The sequence below is a fragment of the Thioalkalivibrio sp. ALMg9 genome (assembly GCF_000380625.1).
GTDB lineage: Bacteria > Pseudomonadota > Gammaproteobacteria > Ectothiorhodospirales > Ectothiorhodospiraceae > Thioalkalivibrio > Thioalkalivibrio versutus.
On record NZ_AQYC01000007.1, the window covers coordinates 293,866 to 310,131 of the forward strand.

A 16,266-nucleotide genomic window follows, 5' to 3' on the forward strand; every position below is an offset into this window, starting at 1 on the left:
AGCCCTCAAGAACAAGTCGGCGCTAGTGCAAGGCCGGCCCGGGAATTCCCCGGGCCGGCCTTTTTCGTGCCCGTGTTAGGGGCTATTCGACCAGCAGCGTCAGGTAGAGCCCGAGCATCGCGGCGGAGAACAGCAACCCGATGGTCTCCCATCGGGTCAGGACGCGTTCGGCGTCTTCCAGGCGCTGGCGCAGTTTCAGGCGCAGTAGCCGGAGGCGTGCCGGCATCCGGCGCGGCCGGGGTGGTGGCAGGGCCAGGTTTCGGTGTGTACGCCGGGCGCCGCTCCAGGCGGCCTCGGCCAGGGCGGCCAGATCGCCCTCCGGCACGCGCGGGGTCTCGCCGTCACGGATCAGCTGGTAGGCGATGCCGGCGAGGACGAGCCCGAGGGCGATCGGCCACAGCAGGGCCAGGCCATAGAGGTCCCGAGGCTCGACGGGCAGGCCGCCGGGCCCGACGGCCAGGACCCCGAACGGGAGCAACAACCCCGTCAGTGCAAGTGCGCCCCAGGCCCACCACCGGTGCCGGTCAAGTCCGTTGGCGGGTGCCTGCAGCCCGGCCTGCCAGCACCACAGGAAACGCAGCAGCAGCACGGTGGTGCCTGCCGCGGCGAGGGTCAGCAGCAACTCCGTATGGGCCAGCCAGCCGGGCAGGGCGTCGGGGGCCAGCGGGCCCTTTAGCGTGTTCTTGGCCAGCGCGCCGCTGGTGAACGGCAGCCCGGCCAGGGCCAGGGCCGGCAACAGGGTGAACAGGGCAAACGCGGCCCGGGCCAGGGGCGTACCCGGCCACTGGTTCTGCATCCCGGCCGTCAGGAACAGCGCGCCCTTCGCCAGGCCGTGGTGAACGGCGTACAGCGTGACAGCGGCCAGTAGCCAACCGCGCGCCTCCGGCAGCAACAGGGCCAGGCCAATGCCGACCGTCATCAGCCCCATCTGCGAGATGCTGGAGTAGGCGAGGATGGTCTTCGGTCGTACCTGCAGGACGCCCACCAGGACCCCGAGGAAGGCCGCTGCCAGGCCCAGCAGGACCAGGGTCTCGCCCAGCACTGCATGCCCGGTGGCGTCTAGCGGCAGCAACCGCATCCAGCCCAGCAGCCCGGCCTTGATCATCGCCCCGGACAACACGGCGCTGGCCGGTACGGGGGCCGCCGGGTGGGCCAGAGGCAGCCAGAAGTGCAGCGGCAGCATGCCGGCCTTGATCCCCAGGCCTACGACCAGCAGTGCGAGCGCCCAGCCCTCGGGGCGGGCGGCTGCCACCGCCGCCAGGCTGGATTGCCCTGCGGCGTGGACGGCCAGGAGCAGGCCCGCGAGCAGCAGGACCTCGCCCAGTACCGCGAGGATCAGGTACACCCGCCCGGCGCGCCACGCCTCCGGCTTTCCGGAGTGGACCACCAGCCCGTAGGCGGAGAGGCTCATCAGGGAGAAAAACAGGTAGAACGATGCCGCGTCCTGCGCGAGGACCAGGCCCAGATTCCCGGCCAGGGCCAGCAGCCAGAACACGTAAAAGCGCTCGCGCCGGGCGTCGTCACGCCGCTCGCCGAGGGCGAATAGTCCGGCTGCCAGCCAAAGGCCTGCAGTCAGGGCCAGAAACGCCCGCCCGGTTGGGTCGACGGCCAGGTGGGTCCCCATCAGCAGGCTATCGAAGGTCGCCTCCAGCCCGGTCGGGGCCAGGGCGGCGAGCAGCAGCCCGGGGAGCGCGGCCCAGGGGACCAGGCGGTTCAGCCGCGCCTGCCCCGGGTGCAGGCCGATAAATACCGCCAGCAGTAACGGCAGCAGTGGGACGGCGAGCAGGAGGATGCTGCTCACAGCCCGAACTCCGGCAGCGAATAGTCGCGCCGCACGATCAGGCTGACCCAGCCCAGCGGGCTCAGCCCCAGCCCGGCGAAGAGTCCCACCAGCAGGCCCAGCGCAGCGGTGAAGACCACCGGAAACAGCAGCATCCAGTGGGTCTCGAAGCGGGTCGGCCCGGCATGCGCCTGCAGTGGTTCGTGCCACGGCTCGCGGCGCTCACCGAGCCAGCCACGGATCACCGGCGGCAGGAAATAGGCGGCGTTCAGCAGGCTGCTGAGGACCAGCACGCCCAGCACCCAGGGCATGCCGGCCTCCAGCGCCCCCAGCCCGAGGTGCCACTTGGTCACGAATCCCGCCAGCGGTGGCAGGCCGATCATGCCCAGCGCCCCGAGGGTGAAGGCGAGCATGGTCAGCGGCATGCGCCGGCCGACCCCGTCGAGCTCGCTGATGCGGTGGATGCCGAGGGTCTCGGCGAAGTTGCCGGCGCAGAAGAACAGGGTGATCTTGGTGATGCCCTGGTGCACCAGGTGCACCAGTCCGCCGATGATCCCCAGCGGCCCGGCCAGCGCTACGCCGAGGATGATGTAGGAGACCTGGCTGATGGTGGAGAAGGCCAGGCGCTGTTTCAGGTCGTCCGTGCGCAGGGCCTGGATGGAACCGTAGACAATGGTGATCGCCGCCACCACCAAAAGCCCGGCGGTCAGGCCCAGTTCGATGGCCAGCTCGGTTCCATAGACGTCGTTGACGACGCGGATGATGCCGAAGGCGCCGGCCTTGACCACGGCCACGGCGTGCAGCAGCGCGCTCACCGGCGCCGGCGCGATCATCGCGATGGGCAGCCACGAATGCAGCGGCACCAGCGCCGCCTTTACCCCGAAGCCGATCATCAGCAGCACGAACAGGATCTGGAGGGTGGTCGCGTGCGTCTCCGCGAGACCGTCCAGGTACCCGCCCGGGGTGAAGCCCTCGGCTCCGGCCAGGAGCGTGAGCCAGACAATCGCCGTGAACAGCACCAGTCCGCTGGTCAGCGTGTAGGCGAGATAGAGCCGTCCGGCCCGCAGCGCCGCCGGCGTACCGCGATGGACCACCAGCGGCCAGGTCGCCAGCGTCAGGATCTCGTAGAAGATCAGGAAGGTGATCAGGTTGCCGGACAGGGCAATGCCGACCGTCGCACTGACGCACAAGGAGAAAAACCCGAAGAAGCGGCTGCGCCGGGGCGAACCCTCCAGGTAGCCGATCGCGTAGACGGTGGTCACGAACCACAGCACGGCCGAAAGACTCGCGAACAGCAGCGACAACGCATCGGCGGCCAGGACCAGGTCGATGCCCGGCATCAGCGGCAGGCTGAAGCGGTATTCGTCGCCGCGCAGCACCCCGGCCAGCAGGACTCCGACCAGTGCCAGCTTGGTGCCGGCGCCACCCAGGTTCAGCGCGGTACGCAGGCCCTGGCGATGCTCGGGCAGAAAAAAGATCGCGATCCCCGGCCCGAGGGAGCTGAACAGGATCGCGAGCAGCAGCCAGCCGCCGTCCATCAGGGGGCCCCCGGCGTCAGCGCGAGCGTGTTGAGGGTCAGCGTCCCGGCCAGCCCGGCGAGCGCCGCGACAGTCGCCAGGCCCAGCGGTACCCAGTCCATCCACGGCGAGACCGCCTCGCCGGCATCTTCGTGTCCGCGGTGAAAGGCCGGGGCCACCATCCGCAATATGTAGGCCGCCGCGAGCAGGCCGCCGCCGGCGATCGCCAGCACCCACAGCACGCCGATCACGCTGCCGGCCAGTACTGTGCCCAGACCGGCCTCCAGCAGCAGGTACTTGGCGATGAAGCCGCCAGTGAACGGCAGCCCCATCAGGCTGACGCCGGCCAGCCCCAGGGCGAAGACCGTGCGCGGCCGCGCCCGCAGTACATCGCCGAGATCGGCCAGCCGATCATGCCCGGCGGCGTGCTGCAGCGTGCCGGCCGCCAGGAAGACCGAGGCCTTGGCCAGCGCGTGGACGACCGCGAAGAACACCACCACCCGCCAGGCACCCGGATCCACCAGCATCAGCGGGAAGGCCACCAGCAGATAACCGAACTGGGCCACGGTGGAATAGGCCACAATCGATTTGAGGCGGCCGGCGCGCAGGGCCTGCAGCGAGCCCCAGACCAGCGCCGCCACGCCGAGCATCCCGACGAGGATGCCGAAGGCCGGGGTGGCCAGCGGGGCGAACACGCCCATCCACAGACGCAGGATCAGATAGAACGACCCGGTGACCACCAGTCCTGAGAGCACCGCGCTGACCGGCGCCGGGGCCGAACCGTGGGCCGGCGCCAGCCAGACATGCAGCGGGAACAGCGCAGCCTTGAGCATGAGCCCGGCGGTCATCAGTACGGCCGCCATGCGTTCGGTCGGGCCCGCCTCGGTGCGCGTCTCCAGCAGCAGCAGGTCGAGGACCCCGTGCTCTCCGAACAGCAGCACCACCCCCATCAGGAAGCTCAGCGAGCCGAGGATGTTGACCAGCAGATAGCGCACCGCGCCGGAGACCGCGGCGGCCGTTCCGGTGAAGGCGACCAATGCCACTGCCGACAGCGAGACCACCTCCAGCGTGATGTACAGGTTGAAGGCATCGCCGGAGAGAAACAGCATGTTCAGGCCGGCCCACAGCCAGAGCCACAAGGGCCAGAATTGGCGCCGCTCGATGCGATCATGCACATAGCCCAGGCTGTAGAGGCTGGTCGCAAGCCCCACGACGGCCGTCAGCACCAGCAGGGTCATGGACAGCCCGTCCAGATGCAGCATCAGGCCCAGTGGCGCCTCCCAGCCCCCCAGTGCCACCCGTGTGGCCGCGGCCTCCGGATCCGGTCCGGCGTTCAGGAACAGCGCGCTCAGACCGAGCACCCAGACCGTGATCGCGAGCGCCCCCAGCAGGCCGACGCGATGGGCCTGGCGCGGCCAGGCCGTCGCCAATACGGCCACTACCAGCGACAGCGCGACCAGCCCGGCGATCGCCGCCGGGAGCCACTCGGCATTTGCCGGGGTCACGAGGGCCGATCCTCGTCCGAGGCGGCGGGGCCGCCGTCGGCGTGATGTTCGCCGCGCGAGATGTCTTCCACCGGGGCGTCGTCGTCCGGGGGCCCGGGGAGCATCGCTGCATGGCCCGTCAGCCGCGTCAGGTGCACCACCAAAGCCAGGGCGAAGGCGGTCGCGCTGACCGCGACCACAATGCCGGTCAGGGTCAGGGCCTGTGCCACCGGGTCCGGCGGGCCCTCGCCGCGGGCGGCCACACCCAGCAGCACCATGAACACGCCCGAGCCCATGATGTTCAGGGCCAGGATGCGCAGGACCAGATGGTGCCGGCGGATCAGCCCGTACAGCCCCAGGGCAAACAGGATGGCCCCAGCGGTGGGGTACAACAGGCCCGGTGCCAGCGTGTGGGCCAGTGTTTCGGCCAGGCCGTTCATGCGTCGTCCCCGGCCGGGCGCCCGGCCACGAACAGGGCCACCAGGGCCAGTGCGATGGACAGCGTCGCCGCGACCTCGATCAGGAGGATCAGCGGGTAGGCCCAGGCGTCCGCATAGCCGAGAAAGCCGTGTCCGGCCACGAGGCCGTACAGCCCCACCAGCAGGAACAGGGCGACGCCGGCGGTCAGGCCCAGGCGCAGTGGCACCCCCGGCGCCATTGGCAGCTGGTGCGGTCGCGCCAGGACCAGCAGGATCCCGGCCGCGCCGAGGATGGCCCCGGCCTGGAAGGCCCCGCCGGGGGCGTGGCTCCCGGCCCACAGCACGTACACCCCGGTGACGATCGCGACCGGGACCAGCAGGCGCAGGGTGCCGGGCAGGATCGGGCCCGGGGCCGGACGCGCCGGGATCAGGTCATGTCGCCCCAGCGACCACGCGCCCAGCAGTGCGATCAGGACAATCGCCAGCTCGAGGAAGGTGTCGTAGGCGCGGAAGTTCAGCAGCACCGCGGTGATCGGGTGATCGACGCCCGAGACGTCCATGTGCGCATCCACTACCGGCTCCAGCCCGGTGGACTGCGGCTGGTGCCACAGCGCGGTGACCAGCAGGCCGCCGACCACCAGGGCAAAGGTCAAAGCGGGCAGGAAGGTCCGGCGTTCGGGCGGCGGGTCGTGCAGCGCCCGCAGCAGGGCATGCGGCCCGGTGGGGTCGGGCGGGGGCGTATGCGGGCGGCCACTGCGACGTTCCGCCATGATGCTGCGCAGGCGTTCCAGCGTGACCAGAAGCAGGGCACCGGTGATGCCCGCGCCGATCGCGGCCTCGGCGAGCGCGATGTCCGGGGCCTCCAGCCGCACCCAGGCCAGCGCCAGCAGCAATCCGAATGTAATGAACAGCACCACGGCCCGGAACAGGTCGGTACTCGCCAGGCAGCGCCAGGCCACCCCGACGATGCCGGCCAGCAGGACCAGATCGAAGAGGACCAGCAGCCCGTTCATCGATCCGACTCGAACTCCCCGTGGGTCCAGGTTCGTTGCGCCACCATGTGCGCGGCGGTGGTCCCCGCGGCCAGGACCAGAAGCCAGATCAGCAGCAGCTTGAGGATGTCCGCCGGACCGCTGGCCTGGAACATCAGTCCGAGTACCACCAGCCCGAGCCCGACGTTGTCGGCCTTGGTCAACGCATGCAGGCGCGAGTAGACGTCGGGGAAGCGCAGCAGCCCGGCGGTGCCGGCGGCGAAGAACACGAGCCCCGCCAGGATTAGGACCACGGTCAGGGTATTAGCGATCATCGTTCGGCTCCTCCGGCTCGGCGGATTCCGCGTGCTGGCGGTGGATCGGGGTATCCGGTGGTTCCGGCAGGCCGTGCTGGCGGACGAAGGCCACGGCCGCGACCACCGCCAGCAGCGCAAAGACCAGCGCCACATCCACCAGGGCGGATTCCTCCAGTGCCAGCGACAGCAGCAGCAGGATCGTCACCCCGGTGGTGCCGAATAGTTGCGCGGCCAGCATCCGGTCCCCGGAACCCGGCCCGCGCAGTACCCGAACGAGACCCAGCAGGATGGTGCCCAGCAGGAACAGCGCCGTGGCCAGGTAGAAGACGCTCACGAGGTTTTCCCGTTGCGTTTGTCGCGGTGGTCACGCGGGTCGCGGAAGGCGGCCCGGATGCGTCGTTCCAGAGCGATCAGCGCCGCCCGGGTGTCGGCGTCGCGATCCAGCACATGCAGGGTCAACAACCGGCCCTCCAGCCGAATGCTGAGCGTGCCGGGCAACAGGCTAATGACCGCCATGAACAGGGTCAGCGGCGGCCCATGGGCCAGTTCGGTTCGGTAGGTGACGAACGCCGGATGGATTGGCAGGCGCGGATCCAGGGCGCGGCGCGCGACATCCAGGCCGCCCAGAAACGAGTTGCGAAGAAAAAAGCCCAGCAGGCCGGGCAGGGCGCGCAGGCGTAACGGGAGCGGCCGGCCGGTCGGCAGCAGCAGGCTGGCGCTACCGGCCAGAACGATCGCCAGCAGGGCCAGCGGTTCCAGCAGGGCCTCGTGGCCCGCGAGCACCCACCACAGCAGCGCGGCCGCGGCCGCAGTCCCGATCGCCCGCCTGCCACGTGACCGCGCGCGGCCGGGGAAGCCGGGGCTCGGTTGCGAGGAGCGAGACGCGGGCGTCATCGAGTCGCTGCCTGGCGGAGGTGTCGAGGTGATCCTGGCGCTCTTATCTCAGTTCGTTGCTGGCGTCGGTGAACCCCATCAAGGACACGTCAAAGACGAACGGTTGCTCCTGGTGCAGGGCGCGGAAGGCCACGGTCAGGGCCTGCCCGCCTCGCAGCGCGCTCATCTGACTGTCATTCAGTTCGCGTCCGGCGACACAGCCCTGCTGCACGCAGGTCACGTAGCCGGCGTCCATTTCCTCGCCCGCGTCATCGACCTGCATGCGGATACCGGGTCGCAGATCCACGCCCAGCGGCACCAGCACCTCGATCACATGCTGGTCACCTTCACGGCGGATGGTGGCCTGCAGAAAGAGTCCCTGCGCCTGTTCGTCCTGAATCTGCAGGGTCTGCTGCATCTGGCAGCGCTCGCCGTTCGGGGTGTCGATGCAGGCGACCTCCCAGTCCTGGTAGACGGTGGTTTCCGGCTCCTGCTGCACGGGCTGCTGCGGTTGGCCGGGTTGTCCCATGTCCTGCGCCGCCCCCGGGGCGGCGAGGCCCGTGAGCAACAGCGCAACAATGGCAACGAAAGGGCTGCGGCGGACGTGTCGAAAAGACTGGATGGCCATAGGCATGATCAGGGTGGTCTCCGATGTTGAAACGTGGTCCTACTCTAGCGCGCCAGGCAAGGGACTGCTTTGAACCGGTCTCGGTTCCGGTGGTGCCCGCGTAGCCTCTCATGGCCCGGTGGTATAGCGCTCGACGAAGTCGCAGCGGCCCTCGGGCAGCCAGTCCGGGAGGTCGTAGTAACGTTCGAGTACCGGTTGCAGGATCTGGTCGTGGTAGGCGGCGTAGTCGAAGCCGCGGCCCTCGGCGAGGGTCCAGGCGACGCCGCGGATGGTCACTTCGCGTACGCGCACCTCGTCGAAGAAGGGCTCCACCTGCGCCGGATCCAGCTCGCCGCGGGTGGGGACGTAGAGCAGGTTGGCACCGTCCAGCGCGCGGAAGTCGGTAAGCAGGTCGTCCTGGCGGCCATAGTGCGAGCCGGGGCCGAAAACCCCGACCTCGCGGCCGGCGTAGTAGCCCAGTACCGCCGAGCGCGAGTAGCTGCGGGTGAAGACGTGCCAGTCCGCGTCGTATTCGCCCACCACCCCGGCCACCGATTCCGGGGCCAGGTAGAACACGGCGTCGGCGTAGCGGTCCTGGCCCTTCAGCCATTCCACCGGCATCAGCGCGAGGGTCAGGATCGCGACGGCGTGCAGCATCGCCAGGGCCCCGGAGAGCCAGACGCCGAGCGTCAGCGAGCGTCGGGCCAGGAACAGCGCGGGCAGCAGCAGGAAGGGCGCGAAGGCGGCGAGCCAGTGCAGCCCGATGCTCTTGAACGGGGCGAGCAGGGCAAACAGGATCAGCGGGATCAGCCCGGCGGAGAGGAACACGCCCAGTTGGTACTCGCGGATGCCGGCGGCCAGGGCGCGCCACTGGCGGGCGTAGAACCACAGCAGCCAGGGCGTGAACAGATAGACGAGCAGGATCGCGTAGGTCAGCCAGTTGCCCGGGTCGAAGCCGCCGTCGCCATGCCGGTTCACGACGTTGAACATCACGTTGTACCAGCAGTTGTCCCAGTTCCAGTACAGATTGAGGGCGACCGCCGGCACCACGCCGAGGATGATCAGTAAGAGGCCGCGCCAGTGCTGCCGCGCGAACAGCAGGATGTGCAGCCCCAGCGCGATGCCCAGGAGCACCGCGAAGTACTTGGACAGGAACGCCAGCCCCAGGGCCAGCCCGGCGAGCAGGAAATAGGCCGCGCGCCCGGTGCGCAGCGCCAGCCAGGCGAGGCCGGTGGCGAGCAGGGCGAACAGGATCAGCGGGGTGTCCGTCGCGGTGATGACCGCGATGAAGAACAGCGGCATGAACAGCGCCAGCAGCGAGACCAGGCGCGCCCGGACCGGATCGGTATGTCGCCACCAGAGAAAGACCGCAAGCGCCGGGGCCATGGAGGCGAAGATGCCCAGGGCGCGGATCGCCAGCGGATGGTCCGACAGGGGCAGGATGGCGCCGAGCCACCAGCCGATCATCGGCGGGTGGTCGTAATAGCCCAGATCCGGGTTATGGCCCCAGATGAGGAAATAGGCCTCGTCGCCGGTGATCGGCAGCGCCCATGCCATGCCGATCTTGACCAGCAGGACGGCCAGCAGGATCGCGCCGTAGTGGCGCGCGAGCCACGGCCACGCGGTGGGTGTCGGTCTCACTCGGGAGTGTCCTCCAGGGCGGGTCCGTGGACGCGCCGGAAGCGGCCCCGACGCAGCCGGTAGCCGCTGCGGGCCAGCTCCAGCATTGGCTGGTCGGCGTCGCTGTCGCCGTAGGCCGCGACCAGGTCCACCGGCTCCTCCGGGCGCAGGGTCGCCAGCCAGGCGGCGATGGCGGCCGGCTTGGCCGCGCCCCGGCAGTTGGTACCGTCGAGGCGTCCGGTCACGCGTTCGCTGTCATCGACCGCCAGGCGCGAGCTGACTACGCCGGCAAGGCCGTGGCGCTCGGCCCAGGGCTGCAGCCAGAGATCCAGCGAGGCGGACACCAGCACGCAGTCATGGCCCGCGGCCTGGTGGGCCTGGAGCGCGCGCATGCCCGCCGGGCGCAGCAGCCGGTCCAGGCGGCCCTCGGCGAACTCGCGGCCCTTTGCCTGCAGGTGGGCGAGGGTCTCGCCGGCCAGCATGCGGGTTAGCACGGCCTCCTTCGCGTCCTGGTTGGAGAGGCGCTTCAGCGCCAGGCCGGTCAGGGCGGGGAGGCAGTCCGGCAGGCGTCGCAGGAATTCCACTGTCCCCAGTGCGTGGCGCAGGAAGGGGAACAGGCTGTCGCGCCGGGTCAGGGTGCCATCAAAATCGAACAGCACGATCTGCCGCGCGGGGCCGGGCCGGGTGGGGGCGGACATGGCTAGGGAAACACTGATCCATGTACACGCTCGCGCTCGAGTCGCTTTTGCGTGCGAACAAGGCGCGGTGACTGCCGTGCAGTCATTCTGCACAAGGGAACCGCAACGCCGTTCCCACGCAAAAGCGGCCGAGCCCCTGCATTCAATCGCTTGTGGGGTTGGCACCCCAGGTTCCCCGATCCTGCGTTGCGGCCCTTGCCGGTAGAACCACTACCGGCTGCGCACCGCGCCTGGTCTCGGCAAACCTGGGGTTCCAACGCGAGTGTGTACATGGATCAGTGTTTCCCTAGAGCTTGAGGCGCTTGAACAGGTATTCGGGGATCAGGCGGATGATGGTCATGATGACCCACCACTTGCCGGGCAGGTAGGCCACGTCGCGGCCACGGTGCATGGCGCGGACGATGCCCCGGGCGACCGTTTCCGGTTCGGCCCACAGGGCGCCGGCGCGGTTGAAGCCCTCGGTCATCGGGGTGCGCACGAAGCCGGGCTTGAGCGTGACTACGTCCACGCCGCTGAAGAACAGCCGGTTGCGCAGCCCCTGCAGGTAGATCGCGAGCATGCCCTTGGCCGTGCCATAGGCGTAGTTGCTCTGGCGCCCGCGGTCGCCGGCGACCGAGCCGATGGCGGCGATCACGCCCCGGCCGCGGGCCTCGAAGTCCGGCGCGATGCGGGCAAGCAGGGCGATGGCGCTGGTGCCGTTCACGTGGATCGCTTGCAGGGTCTCGTCGACCGAGGCGTTGCAGGCCGCCTGGTCGGGCAGGGTGCCCCAGGCCAGCAGCACGCTGTCCACCTCGCCCAGGGCCTCCTGCGCCTGTTGCCAGATGGCCGCGTGGCCGTCGATGTCGGCGAGATCCGCCGTGGCGCCGAGGATGCGGGCGCCGTCCGGGTCGTCGCCACGCACCCGCAGGTCGGCCAGCAGGGCCTCCAGCGCCTCGCCGTCGCGAGCCACGCAGAACAGCCGGGCACCGGTGTCCACCAACTCCCGCGCCACCGCGGAGGTAATGGCCGAGGTGGCACCAAAGAGGACAACGTTCTTCATTGGGTTCATGCAGTCACCCTGCGCCAGAAGCCGGAGGAGAATTCGGGGTCCACATACTCGGCGAAGGCCTCCCAGCGGGGGAACCCCTGGCGGAAGACGTCGGCCGGCATGCGTGCGTCCTTCGCAGGGTACAGGGCACCGCCGGCCTCCTGCACGATCGCGTCCAGGCGCGCGAACAGGCGTTCGGTGTCGCGGCCCTTTTCCGGGAAGTCCAGCGCGAGCGTGGCACCCGGGCGCGGGAAGGACAGCAGGCCCGGCGCGGCGCGGTCGCCGAAGGTCTTGAGCACCGCGAGGAACGAGCCCTGGCCACTGGCGGCGATGGCATCCAGCAGGGCCTGTACGCCGTCCTTTGAAGCCGCCGGCGGCAGCACGCACTGGTACTGGTAGAACCCGTTGTGACCGTAGATCCGGTTCCAGTGCCGGATCGCGTCCAGCGGGAACAGCCACGGCAGGTGATGGACCGCGCGCGGGGTCGCGTGCACCGGCTGGCGGTAGTAGAGGTGGTTGAACGCGCGCAGGGTCAGGCGGTTGACCAGCGACACCGGCGGGTCCAGCGGGATGCTGCGGCGGTGTTCGTGCCAGGCGTCCTTGCGCGGCGCGGTGGTCGCATGGCGCCCGCCGCTGTAGATGCCGCGACCGACCCGGCCGCCGGCTCCCGGGTTCAGGCAGTCGATCCAGGCCACGGTGTAGGGCCACTCGCGCTCGGACTGGGTGTTCAGTTCCCAGAATGCGTCCAGCGAGTCGAAGCGCTGCGACCAGGCGCGCATCCAGGCGCTGCGGATCGGGGCCAGTTGCAGGGTCACGGTCTCGATCAGGCCGGTCAGGCCCAGGCCGCCGACGGTCGCGGCGAACCAGTCGGGTGTGTTCTCGGGGGTGACCTCCAGCACCTGGCCATCGGAACGACGCAGGGTCAGGGCGCGTACATGGTCGCCGAAGCTGCCGGCCTGGTGGTGGTTCTTGCCGTGCACGTCATTGGCGATCGCACCCCCCAGGGTAACGAAGCGCGTGCCGGGCACCACCGGCGTAAACCAGCCGCGTGGCACGGCAAAGCGCAGCAGCGCATCCAGCGATACCCCGGCCTCGGCCGTGAGCTCTCCAGTGGCGGCGTCGAAGGCCACGAAGCGATCCAGCCCCGGCGTGTGCAGCAGCGAGGCCTGGGGATTCAGGCAGACGTCCCCATAGCTGCGCCCCAGCCCGTGGGCGAGCAGGGGGCGTGGCACGTCGGGCAATGCCCGCCCGCGGCGACCGAGCGCGACCTCGGCCGCGTGTTCCACCCGAGGGATGCGGTTCCAGCTGGCGGTCATGCCATGGCCTCCGCGCGCCCAATGTCCCCGTCATTGCGAGGCCGCTGCGCGGCCGCGGCACAAAGGCGCGTAGCGCGTTGAACGACCGCAGGCCGGCCCGACGGGCGAGCGCAGCGAGTTATCGCCGTCTCCTGCCCCCAACGCCCGGAACAGCTTCGGGAGATTGCCGCGGCCCCTGCGGGGCCTCGCAATGACGGGATTGGCGCGGCGAGCCTAGCCATGGTGCGGGTCCGGGAGTTCGCGGCCGCGGGCCTCGGGGTTGGTGCCCAGCGCGATCAGGCCGAGGATCACCGCGAACCACAGCGTGGTGAAGCGGATCAGCATGGTCGCCGCGACCGCATCGGCCGGTGGCATGTCGGCCCATAGCAGCAGGGCGATCATCACCGCCTCGGTGCCGCCGAGCCCCCCCGGCAGGAAGCTCAATGCGCCCGCCAGCATGGCCAGGGCGAACACGAACGCGGCAAAGGCGAACGTGGCCTCGAAGCCCATGGCATTCAGGATCCACCAGAAGGCCAGGGCCTCCGCGCTCCAGGCGATCACGCTGAGCACGGTGGCGCCGGCCAGCAGGGCGGGCCGGTGGCAGCGCCGCGCCTGCAGCAGGACGGTAACCAGATGGTGCAGGGTGCGCCACAGACGCTGCCCCGGGCGGTCGCTCACGGTTTGCAGCCACGCCAGCGGCCGGCGCCAGGCGAGCACCACCAGCGCGGCCAGGATGCAGGCGGCACCGATCAGGATCAGCCAGGTGCCCTGCGCGACCAGGGTTAGCCCCAGCATGGACAGCAGCACCACCGCGATCAGGTCGGACAGGCGTTCGGAGACGAATGCCGCGAAGCTGTCGGGGTAGGGTACGTGGCGGCGTTTCAGCAGCACCCCGCGCAGGGCCTCTCCGGCCTTTCCGGGGGTGGTGGTCAGGGCAAAGCCGGCCACGTAGATGTGCAGGCTGGCGCGGGTCGGGACGGCATGGCCCAGGGTGCGCAGGTACAGCTGCCAGCGGGTGAAACGCAGGCTGTAGTTCAACAGTGACAGCGCCAGGGCCAGCAGCAGTCCGCCGAAGCCCACCAGCTTGAGGGCGCGCCAGACCTCGTCCGCACCGGCCCACAGGGCGACCCCGAGATACAGGGCGACGGCCACGATGACCGAGAACATCACCGCGCGCAGGCGCCAGCCGGAGAGCCGTACCGTGCTCATGCGAGCACGGCGATGGTGACCCCCAGCCACACCGCAACAGTGGCCAGCAGGTGGGGGTCGGTGACCAGGTCGCGCGAGGTGTCGTTGCCGCCGCCGCGGGCGTGCAGCAGGAACAGGTAGCGGAAGATGCCGTAGATCACGAACGGCAGGGTGTAGATCAGCCCGTCGGTGCCGTGCAGGGCCATGGTCTCCGCGCTGACGGTGTACAGGCCATAGGCGAGTACCGTGCAGGCGGCGCTGATGGAGGTGAACTGATCGAGCAGGCTGAGGCTGTAGTCGTCGAGTACGCGCCGCGGCCGATCGGCGTTGCCGCGGCGTTCGATGGTGTCGTCGGCCAGCTCCGCGCGGCGCTTGGCGAAGCCAAGAAACAGCGTCAGCATCAGGCCGCACAGCAGCAGCCACTGCGAGGGTTCGATGCCCAGGCCCAGGGTGCCGGCGAGGATGCGCAGCATGAAGCCGGCCGCGATGCTGAATACATCAAGGATCACGATGTGCTTCAGCGACCAGGAATAGGCCACGTTCAGCACCAGGTAGGTCAGGATCAGCGCGATGACCCAGGTACTGACCATCGCCGCGAGGACCAGCGCGAGGATCGCCGCGGTGGCGAAGATCGCCCAGGCGGTGGGTACGCTGATCGCACCGCTGGCGATGGGGCGGTCGCGCTTGGTCGGATGCTGGCGGTCGGCCTCGACATCGACGATGTCGTTCAGCACGTACACCGCGCTGGCGATCGCGCAGAAGGCGAGGAAGGCGAGACTGGCCGCCAGCACCGTGCCGGGTTCGCCCCACTCGTGCGCGAACACCACACCGAGGAACACGAACCCGTTCTTGATGTACTGGTGCGGGCGCAGCAGTTTGATCAGCGAATACAGCATGCAGGCGTCGGTCGTGAAGGTCGTTGCAGTCTACTGACGCACTCGATGCGTTACCATCGGCGGCGCTAAAGCGCGCCCGTGCTGCGCGTTCGATTCCATGTTTCGACTCGCTGGAGAACTGTCATGTCCCGTATCGCCCGATCCTTTCTGCCCGCCATCCTGCTGGCCGCGGCCGGGCTTGTCGCCGGTTGCATGTCCGGCGGTGGCCCGGAGCCCGAGTTCGCCGAGGGCCAGCCCTTTCCCGAGCGCACCCTGAACGACCAGCACGGCAATCCGGTGGAGCTGCCGGGCGATGCCCGCGTGATCCTGAAGACCGTGGAGGCCGCGCCGGCCGGTGTGGCCAATGCGGTGCTGGATGGCATGGGCGCCGAGGCGCGCGATGCGCTGGGCATCATCTACATCGCCGATATCCACGAGATGCCGGCGCAACCGATGCAGAACGTGGTGCTGCCGCGGATGCAGGCGCGGGACTATTCCATCGTGGTGACCTCCAGCGAGGCCGATGCCGGCTTCCTGCCGCATCAGCGCGAGCAGGTGACCGTGATCCTGCTGGACACCGAGGGTGTGGTGACCGGCGTCGGCCATGCCGGTGGCGAAGAGGCCCTGAAGGACATGCTCGACGGCGCGCACGAGTAAGCCCGCGCATGATGGGTTCGAACCGCGGCAGGGTCTGAGTTGGCGTTCTTTCTGGGCCTGCTGACGGCCCTGGGGTTTGGCGCCGGCGATTTCTTCGGCGGGCTGGCCTCGCGACGCATTCCGGCGCTGGTGGTGGCCTGCTATTCGCAGATCCTTGCGACCGCAGCCCTGTTGGTGATCGCCCTTCCGCTGGCGGGTCTGCCTGGAGCGCAGGCCCTGATCTGGGGTGGGGCCGCGGGGCTTGCCCTGGCGCTGGGCCTGCTGGCGTATTACCACGGCCTGGCCCAGGGTTCGATGGGGCTGGTCGCTGCGGTGACCGGGGTGATCTCGGCGCTGGTGCCGCTGCTGGTCGGACTCGCGCTGGGTGAACAGCCGGGGCTGCTGGCGTTGCTCGGGATCGCCGCGATCGTGATCGCGATCGGGATGATCTCTGGCGGGGCGCGCAAGGCGAGTCCGCGCAACCTGGATGAACCGGTACGTGGCCTGATGGCGCTGGCGAGGGGGGAGCATCCGGTTCGTGGCCTGCTCGACGCGGCGATCGCAGGGGCCTGCTTCGGTCTGATATTCGTGTTCCTCAACGAGGCCGAGGCCGGCTCGCCGCTGTGGCCGGTAGTCGCGACCTCGGCAGTGGGTGCCCTGGCCCTTCTGGTGGTGATGCTGATCCGCCGTCCGCAGCTGGGGATGAGCCGCTCGACCCTGGTGTTGCTGTCGCTGGCAGGTCTGTTACAGGCGGCGGCCACTCTGGCCTTCGTGGTCGCGGTGCGCATGGGCCTGTTGTCGATCATCGCGGTGGCCGGGGCGCTGTCCCCGGCGCCGACGGCGCTGATGGCGCGATTGTTCCAGGCCGAGCGCATGTCACGGGTGCAACTGGCCGGGTTCTTCTTTGCCCTTGTCGGTATCCTGCTCATCGTGCTGGGCGGGCCCGGATAGGCATCGGG

At 69.6% G+C, this 16,266-nt stretch carries 17 protein-coding genes; 2 read left to right on the forward strand and 15 right to left on the reverse strand.

All coding sequences use genetic code 11. The features are described 5' to 3' along the window. Positions 1–82: 82 nt before the first annotated feature. The 15 genes from F792_RS0104925 to F792_RS0104995 all read right to left on the reverse strand — a co-directional run bounded on the left by F792_RS0104925 (position 83) and on the right by F792_RS0104995 (position 14,692). Positions 83–1,801: a complex I subunit 5 family protein gene (locus tag F792_RS0104925; RefSeq protein ID WP_018168615.1), complete on the reverse strand. Its 1,719-nt coding sequence runs from the start codon at positions 1,799–1,801 to the stop codon at positions 83–85. Beyond that, on the reverse strand, positions 1,798–3,318 hold the full coding sequence (locus F792_RS0104930; RefSeq protein ID WP_018168616.1) for a complex I subunit 5 family protein: 1,521 nt from the start codon (positions 3,316–3,318) through the stop codon (positions 1,798–1,800). The genes F792_RS0104925 and F792_RS0104930 overlap by 4 nt, the downstream gene beginning before the upstream one ends. Continuing rightward, complete coding sequence (locus tag F792_RS0104935; RefSeq protein ID WP_018168617.1) at positions 3,318–4,802, reverse strand: complex I subunit 5 family protein; 1,485 nt, start codon at positions 4,800–4,802, stop codon at positions 3,318–3,320. Before F792_RS0104935 ends, F792_RS0104930 begins: the two co-directional genes overlap by 1 nt. After that, complete coding sequence (locus F792_RS0104940) at positions 4,799–5,221, reverse strand: cation:proton antiporter subunit C (RefSeq protein WP_018168618.1); 423 nt, start codon at positions 5,219–5,221, stop codon at positions 4,799–4,801. The genes F792_RS0104935 and F792_RS0104940 overlap by 4 nt, the downstream gene beginning before the upstream one ends. Then, positions 5,218–6,213 carry a hydrogenase subunit MbhD domain-containing protein gene (locus F792_RS0104945; RefSeq protein ID WP_018168619.1) on the reverse strand — a complete coding sequence of 332 codons (996 nt, stop codon included), beginning with the start codon at positions 6,211–6,213 and terminating at the stop codon, positions 5,218–5,220. Before F792_RS0104945 ends, F792_RS0104940 begins: the two co-directional genes overlap by 4 nt. Then, positions 6,210–6,506, reverse strand: coding sequence for a monovalent cation/H(+) antiporter subunit G (locus F792_RS0104950; protein ID WP_018168620.1), 297 nt, complete (start codon positions 6,504–6,506; stop codon positions 6,210–6,212). Before F792_RS0104950 ends, F792_RS0104945 begins: the two co-directional genes overlap by 4 nt. Beyond that, positions 6,496–6,822 (reverse strand): monovalent cation/H+ antiporter complex subunit F, encoded by a 327-nt coding sequence (locus F792_RS0104955; protein WP_018168621.1) that lies wholly within the window; start codon positions 6,820–6,822, stop codon positions 6,496–6,498. The genes F792_RS0104950 and F792_RS0104955 overlap by 11 nt, the downstream gene beginning before the upstream one ends. Beyond that, the gene (locus tag F792_RS0104960) at positions 6,819–7,382 is read right to left on the reverse strand and encodes a Na+/H+ antiporter subunit E (protein ID WP_026305897.1); all 564 of its coding nucleotides are present in this window, start codon (positions 7,380–7,382) and stop codon (positions 6,819–6,821) included. Before F792_RS0104960 ends, F792_RS0104955 begins: the two co-directional genes overlap by 4 nt. Before the next feature lie 43 nt (positions 7,383–7,425). Next, positions 7,426–7,995 carry an invasion associated locus B family protein gene (locus F792_RS0104965; RefSeq protein WP_026305898.1) on the reverse strand — a complete coding sequence of 190 codons (570 nt, stop codon included), beginning with the start codon at positions 7,993–7,995 and terminating at the stop codon, positions 7,426–7,428. A gap of 102 nt (positions 7,996–8,097) precedes the next feature. After that, on the reverse strand, positions 8,098–9,609 hold the full coding sequence (locus tag F792_RS0104970) for a glycosyltransferase family 39 protein (RefSeq protein WP_018168624.1): 1,512 nt from the start codon (positions 9,607–9,609) through the stop codon (positions 8,098–8,100). After that, the gene (locus F792_RS0104975; protein ID WP_018168625.1) at positions 9,606–10,286 is read right to left on the reverse strand and encodes an HAD-IB family hydrolase; all 681 of its coding nucleotides are present in this window, start codon (positions 10,284–10,286) and stop codon (positions 9,606–9,608) included. Before F792_RS0104975 ends, F792_RS0104970 begins: the two co-directional genes overlap by 4 nt. A gap of 286 nt (positions 10,287–10,572) precedes the next feature. After that, complete coding sequence (locus F792_RS0104980) at positions 10,573–11,325, reverse strand: SDR family oxidoreductase (protein WP_018168626.1); 753 nt, start codon at positions 11,323–11,325, stop codon at positions 10,573–10,575. Positions 11,326–11,330: 5 nt separating this feature from the next. Continuing rightward, the gene (locus F792_RS0104985; protein WP_018168627.1) at positions 11,331–12,629 is read right to left on the reverse strand and encodes an FAD-binding oxidoreductase; all 1,299 of its coding nucleotides are present in this window, start codon (positions 12,627–12,629) and stop codon (positions 11,331–11,333) included. Positions 12,630–12,842: 213 nt separating this feature from the next. Beyond that, positions 12,843–13,817 (reverse strand): lysylphosphatidylglycerol synthase transmembrane domain-containing protein, encoded by a 975-nt coding sequence (locus F792_RS0104990; RefSeq protein WP_018168628.1) that lies wholly within the window; start codon positions 13,815–13,817, stop codon positions 12,843–12,845. After that, a complete protein-coding gene (locus F792_RS0104995; protein ID WP_018168629.1) occupies positions 13,814–14,692 on the reverse strand; it encodes a decaprenyl-phosphate phosphoribosyltransferase in 879 nt (292 codons plus the stop codon). The genes F792_RS0104990 and F792_RS0104995 overlap by 4 nt, the downstream gene beginning before the upstream one ends. Positions 14,693–14,815: 123 nt before the next feature. Between F792_RS0104995 and F792_RS0105000 the strand changes: the two genes are divergently transcribed. Both F792_RS0105000 and F792_RS0105005 read left to right on the forward strand, forming a co-directional pair. After that, the gene (locus F792_RS0105000; protein WP_018168630.1) at positions 14,816–15,328 is read left to right on the forward strand and encodes a hypothetical protein; all 513 of its coding nucleotides are present in this window, start codon (positions 14,816–14,818) and stop codon (positions 15,326–15,328) included. 39 nt (positions 15,329–15,367) lie between these two features. Next, positions 15,368–16,258: a DMT family transporter gene (locus F792_RS0105005; protein ID WP_018168631.1), complete on the forward strand. Its 891-nt coding sequence runs from the start codon at positions 15,368–15,370 to the stop codon at positions 16,256–16,258. The last annotated feature ends 8 nt before the right edge of the window (positions 16,259–16,266 follow it).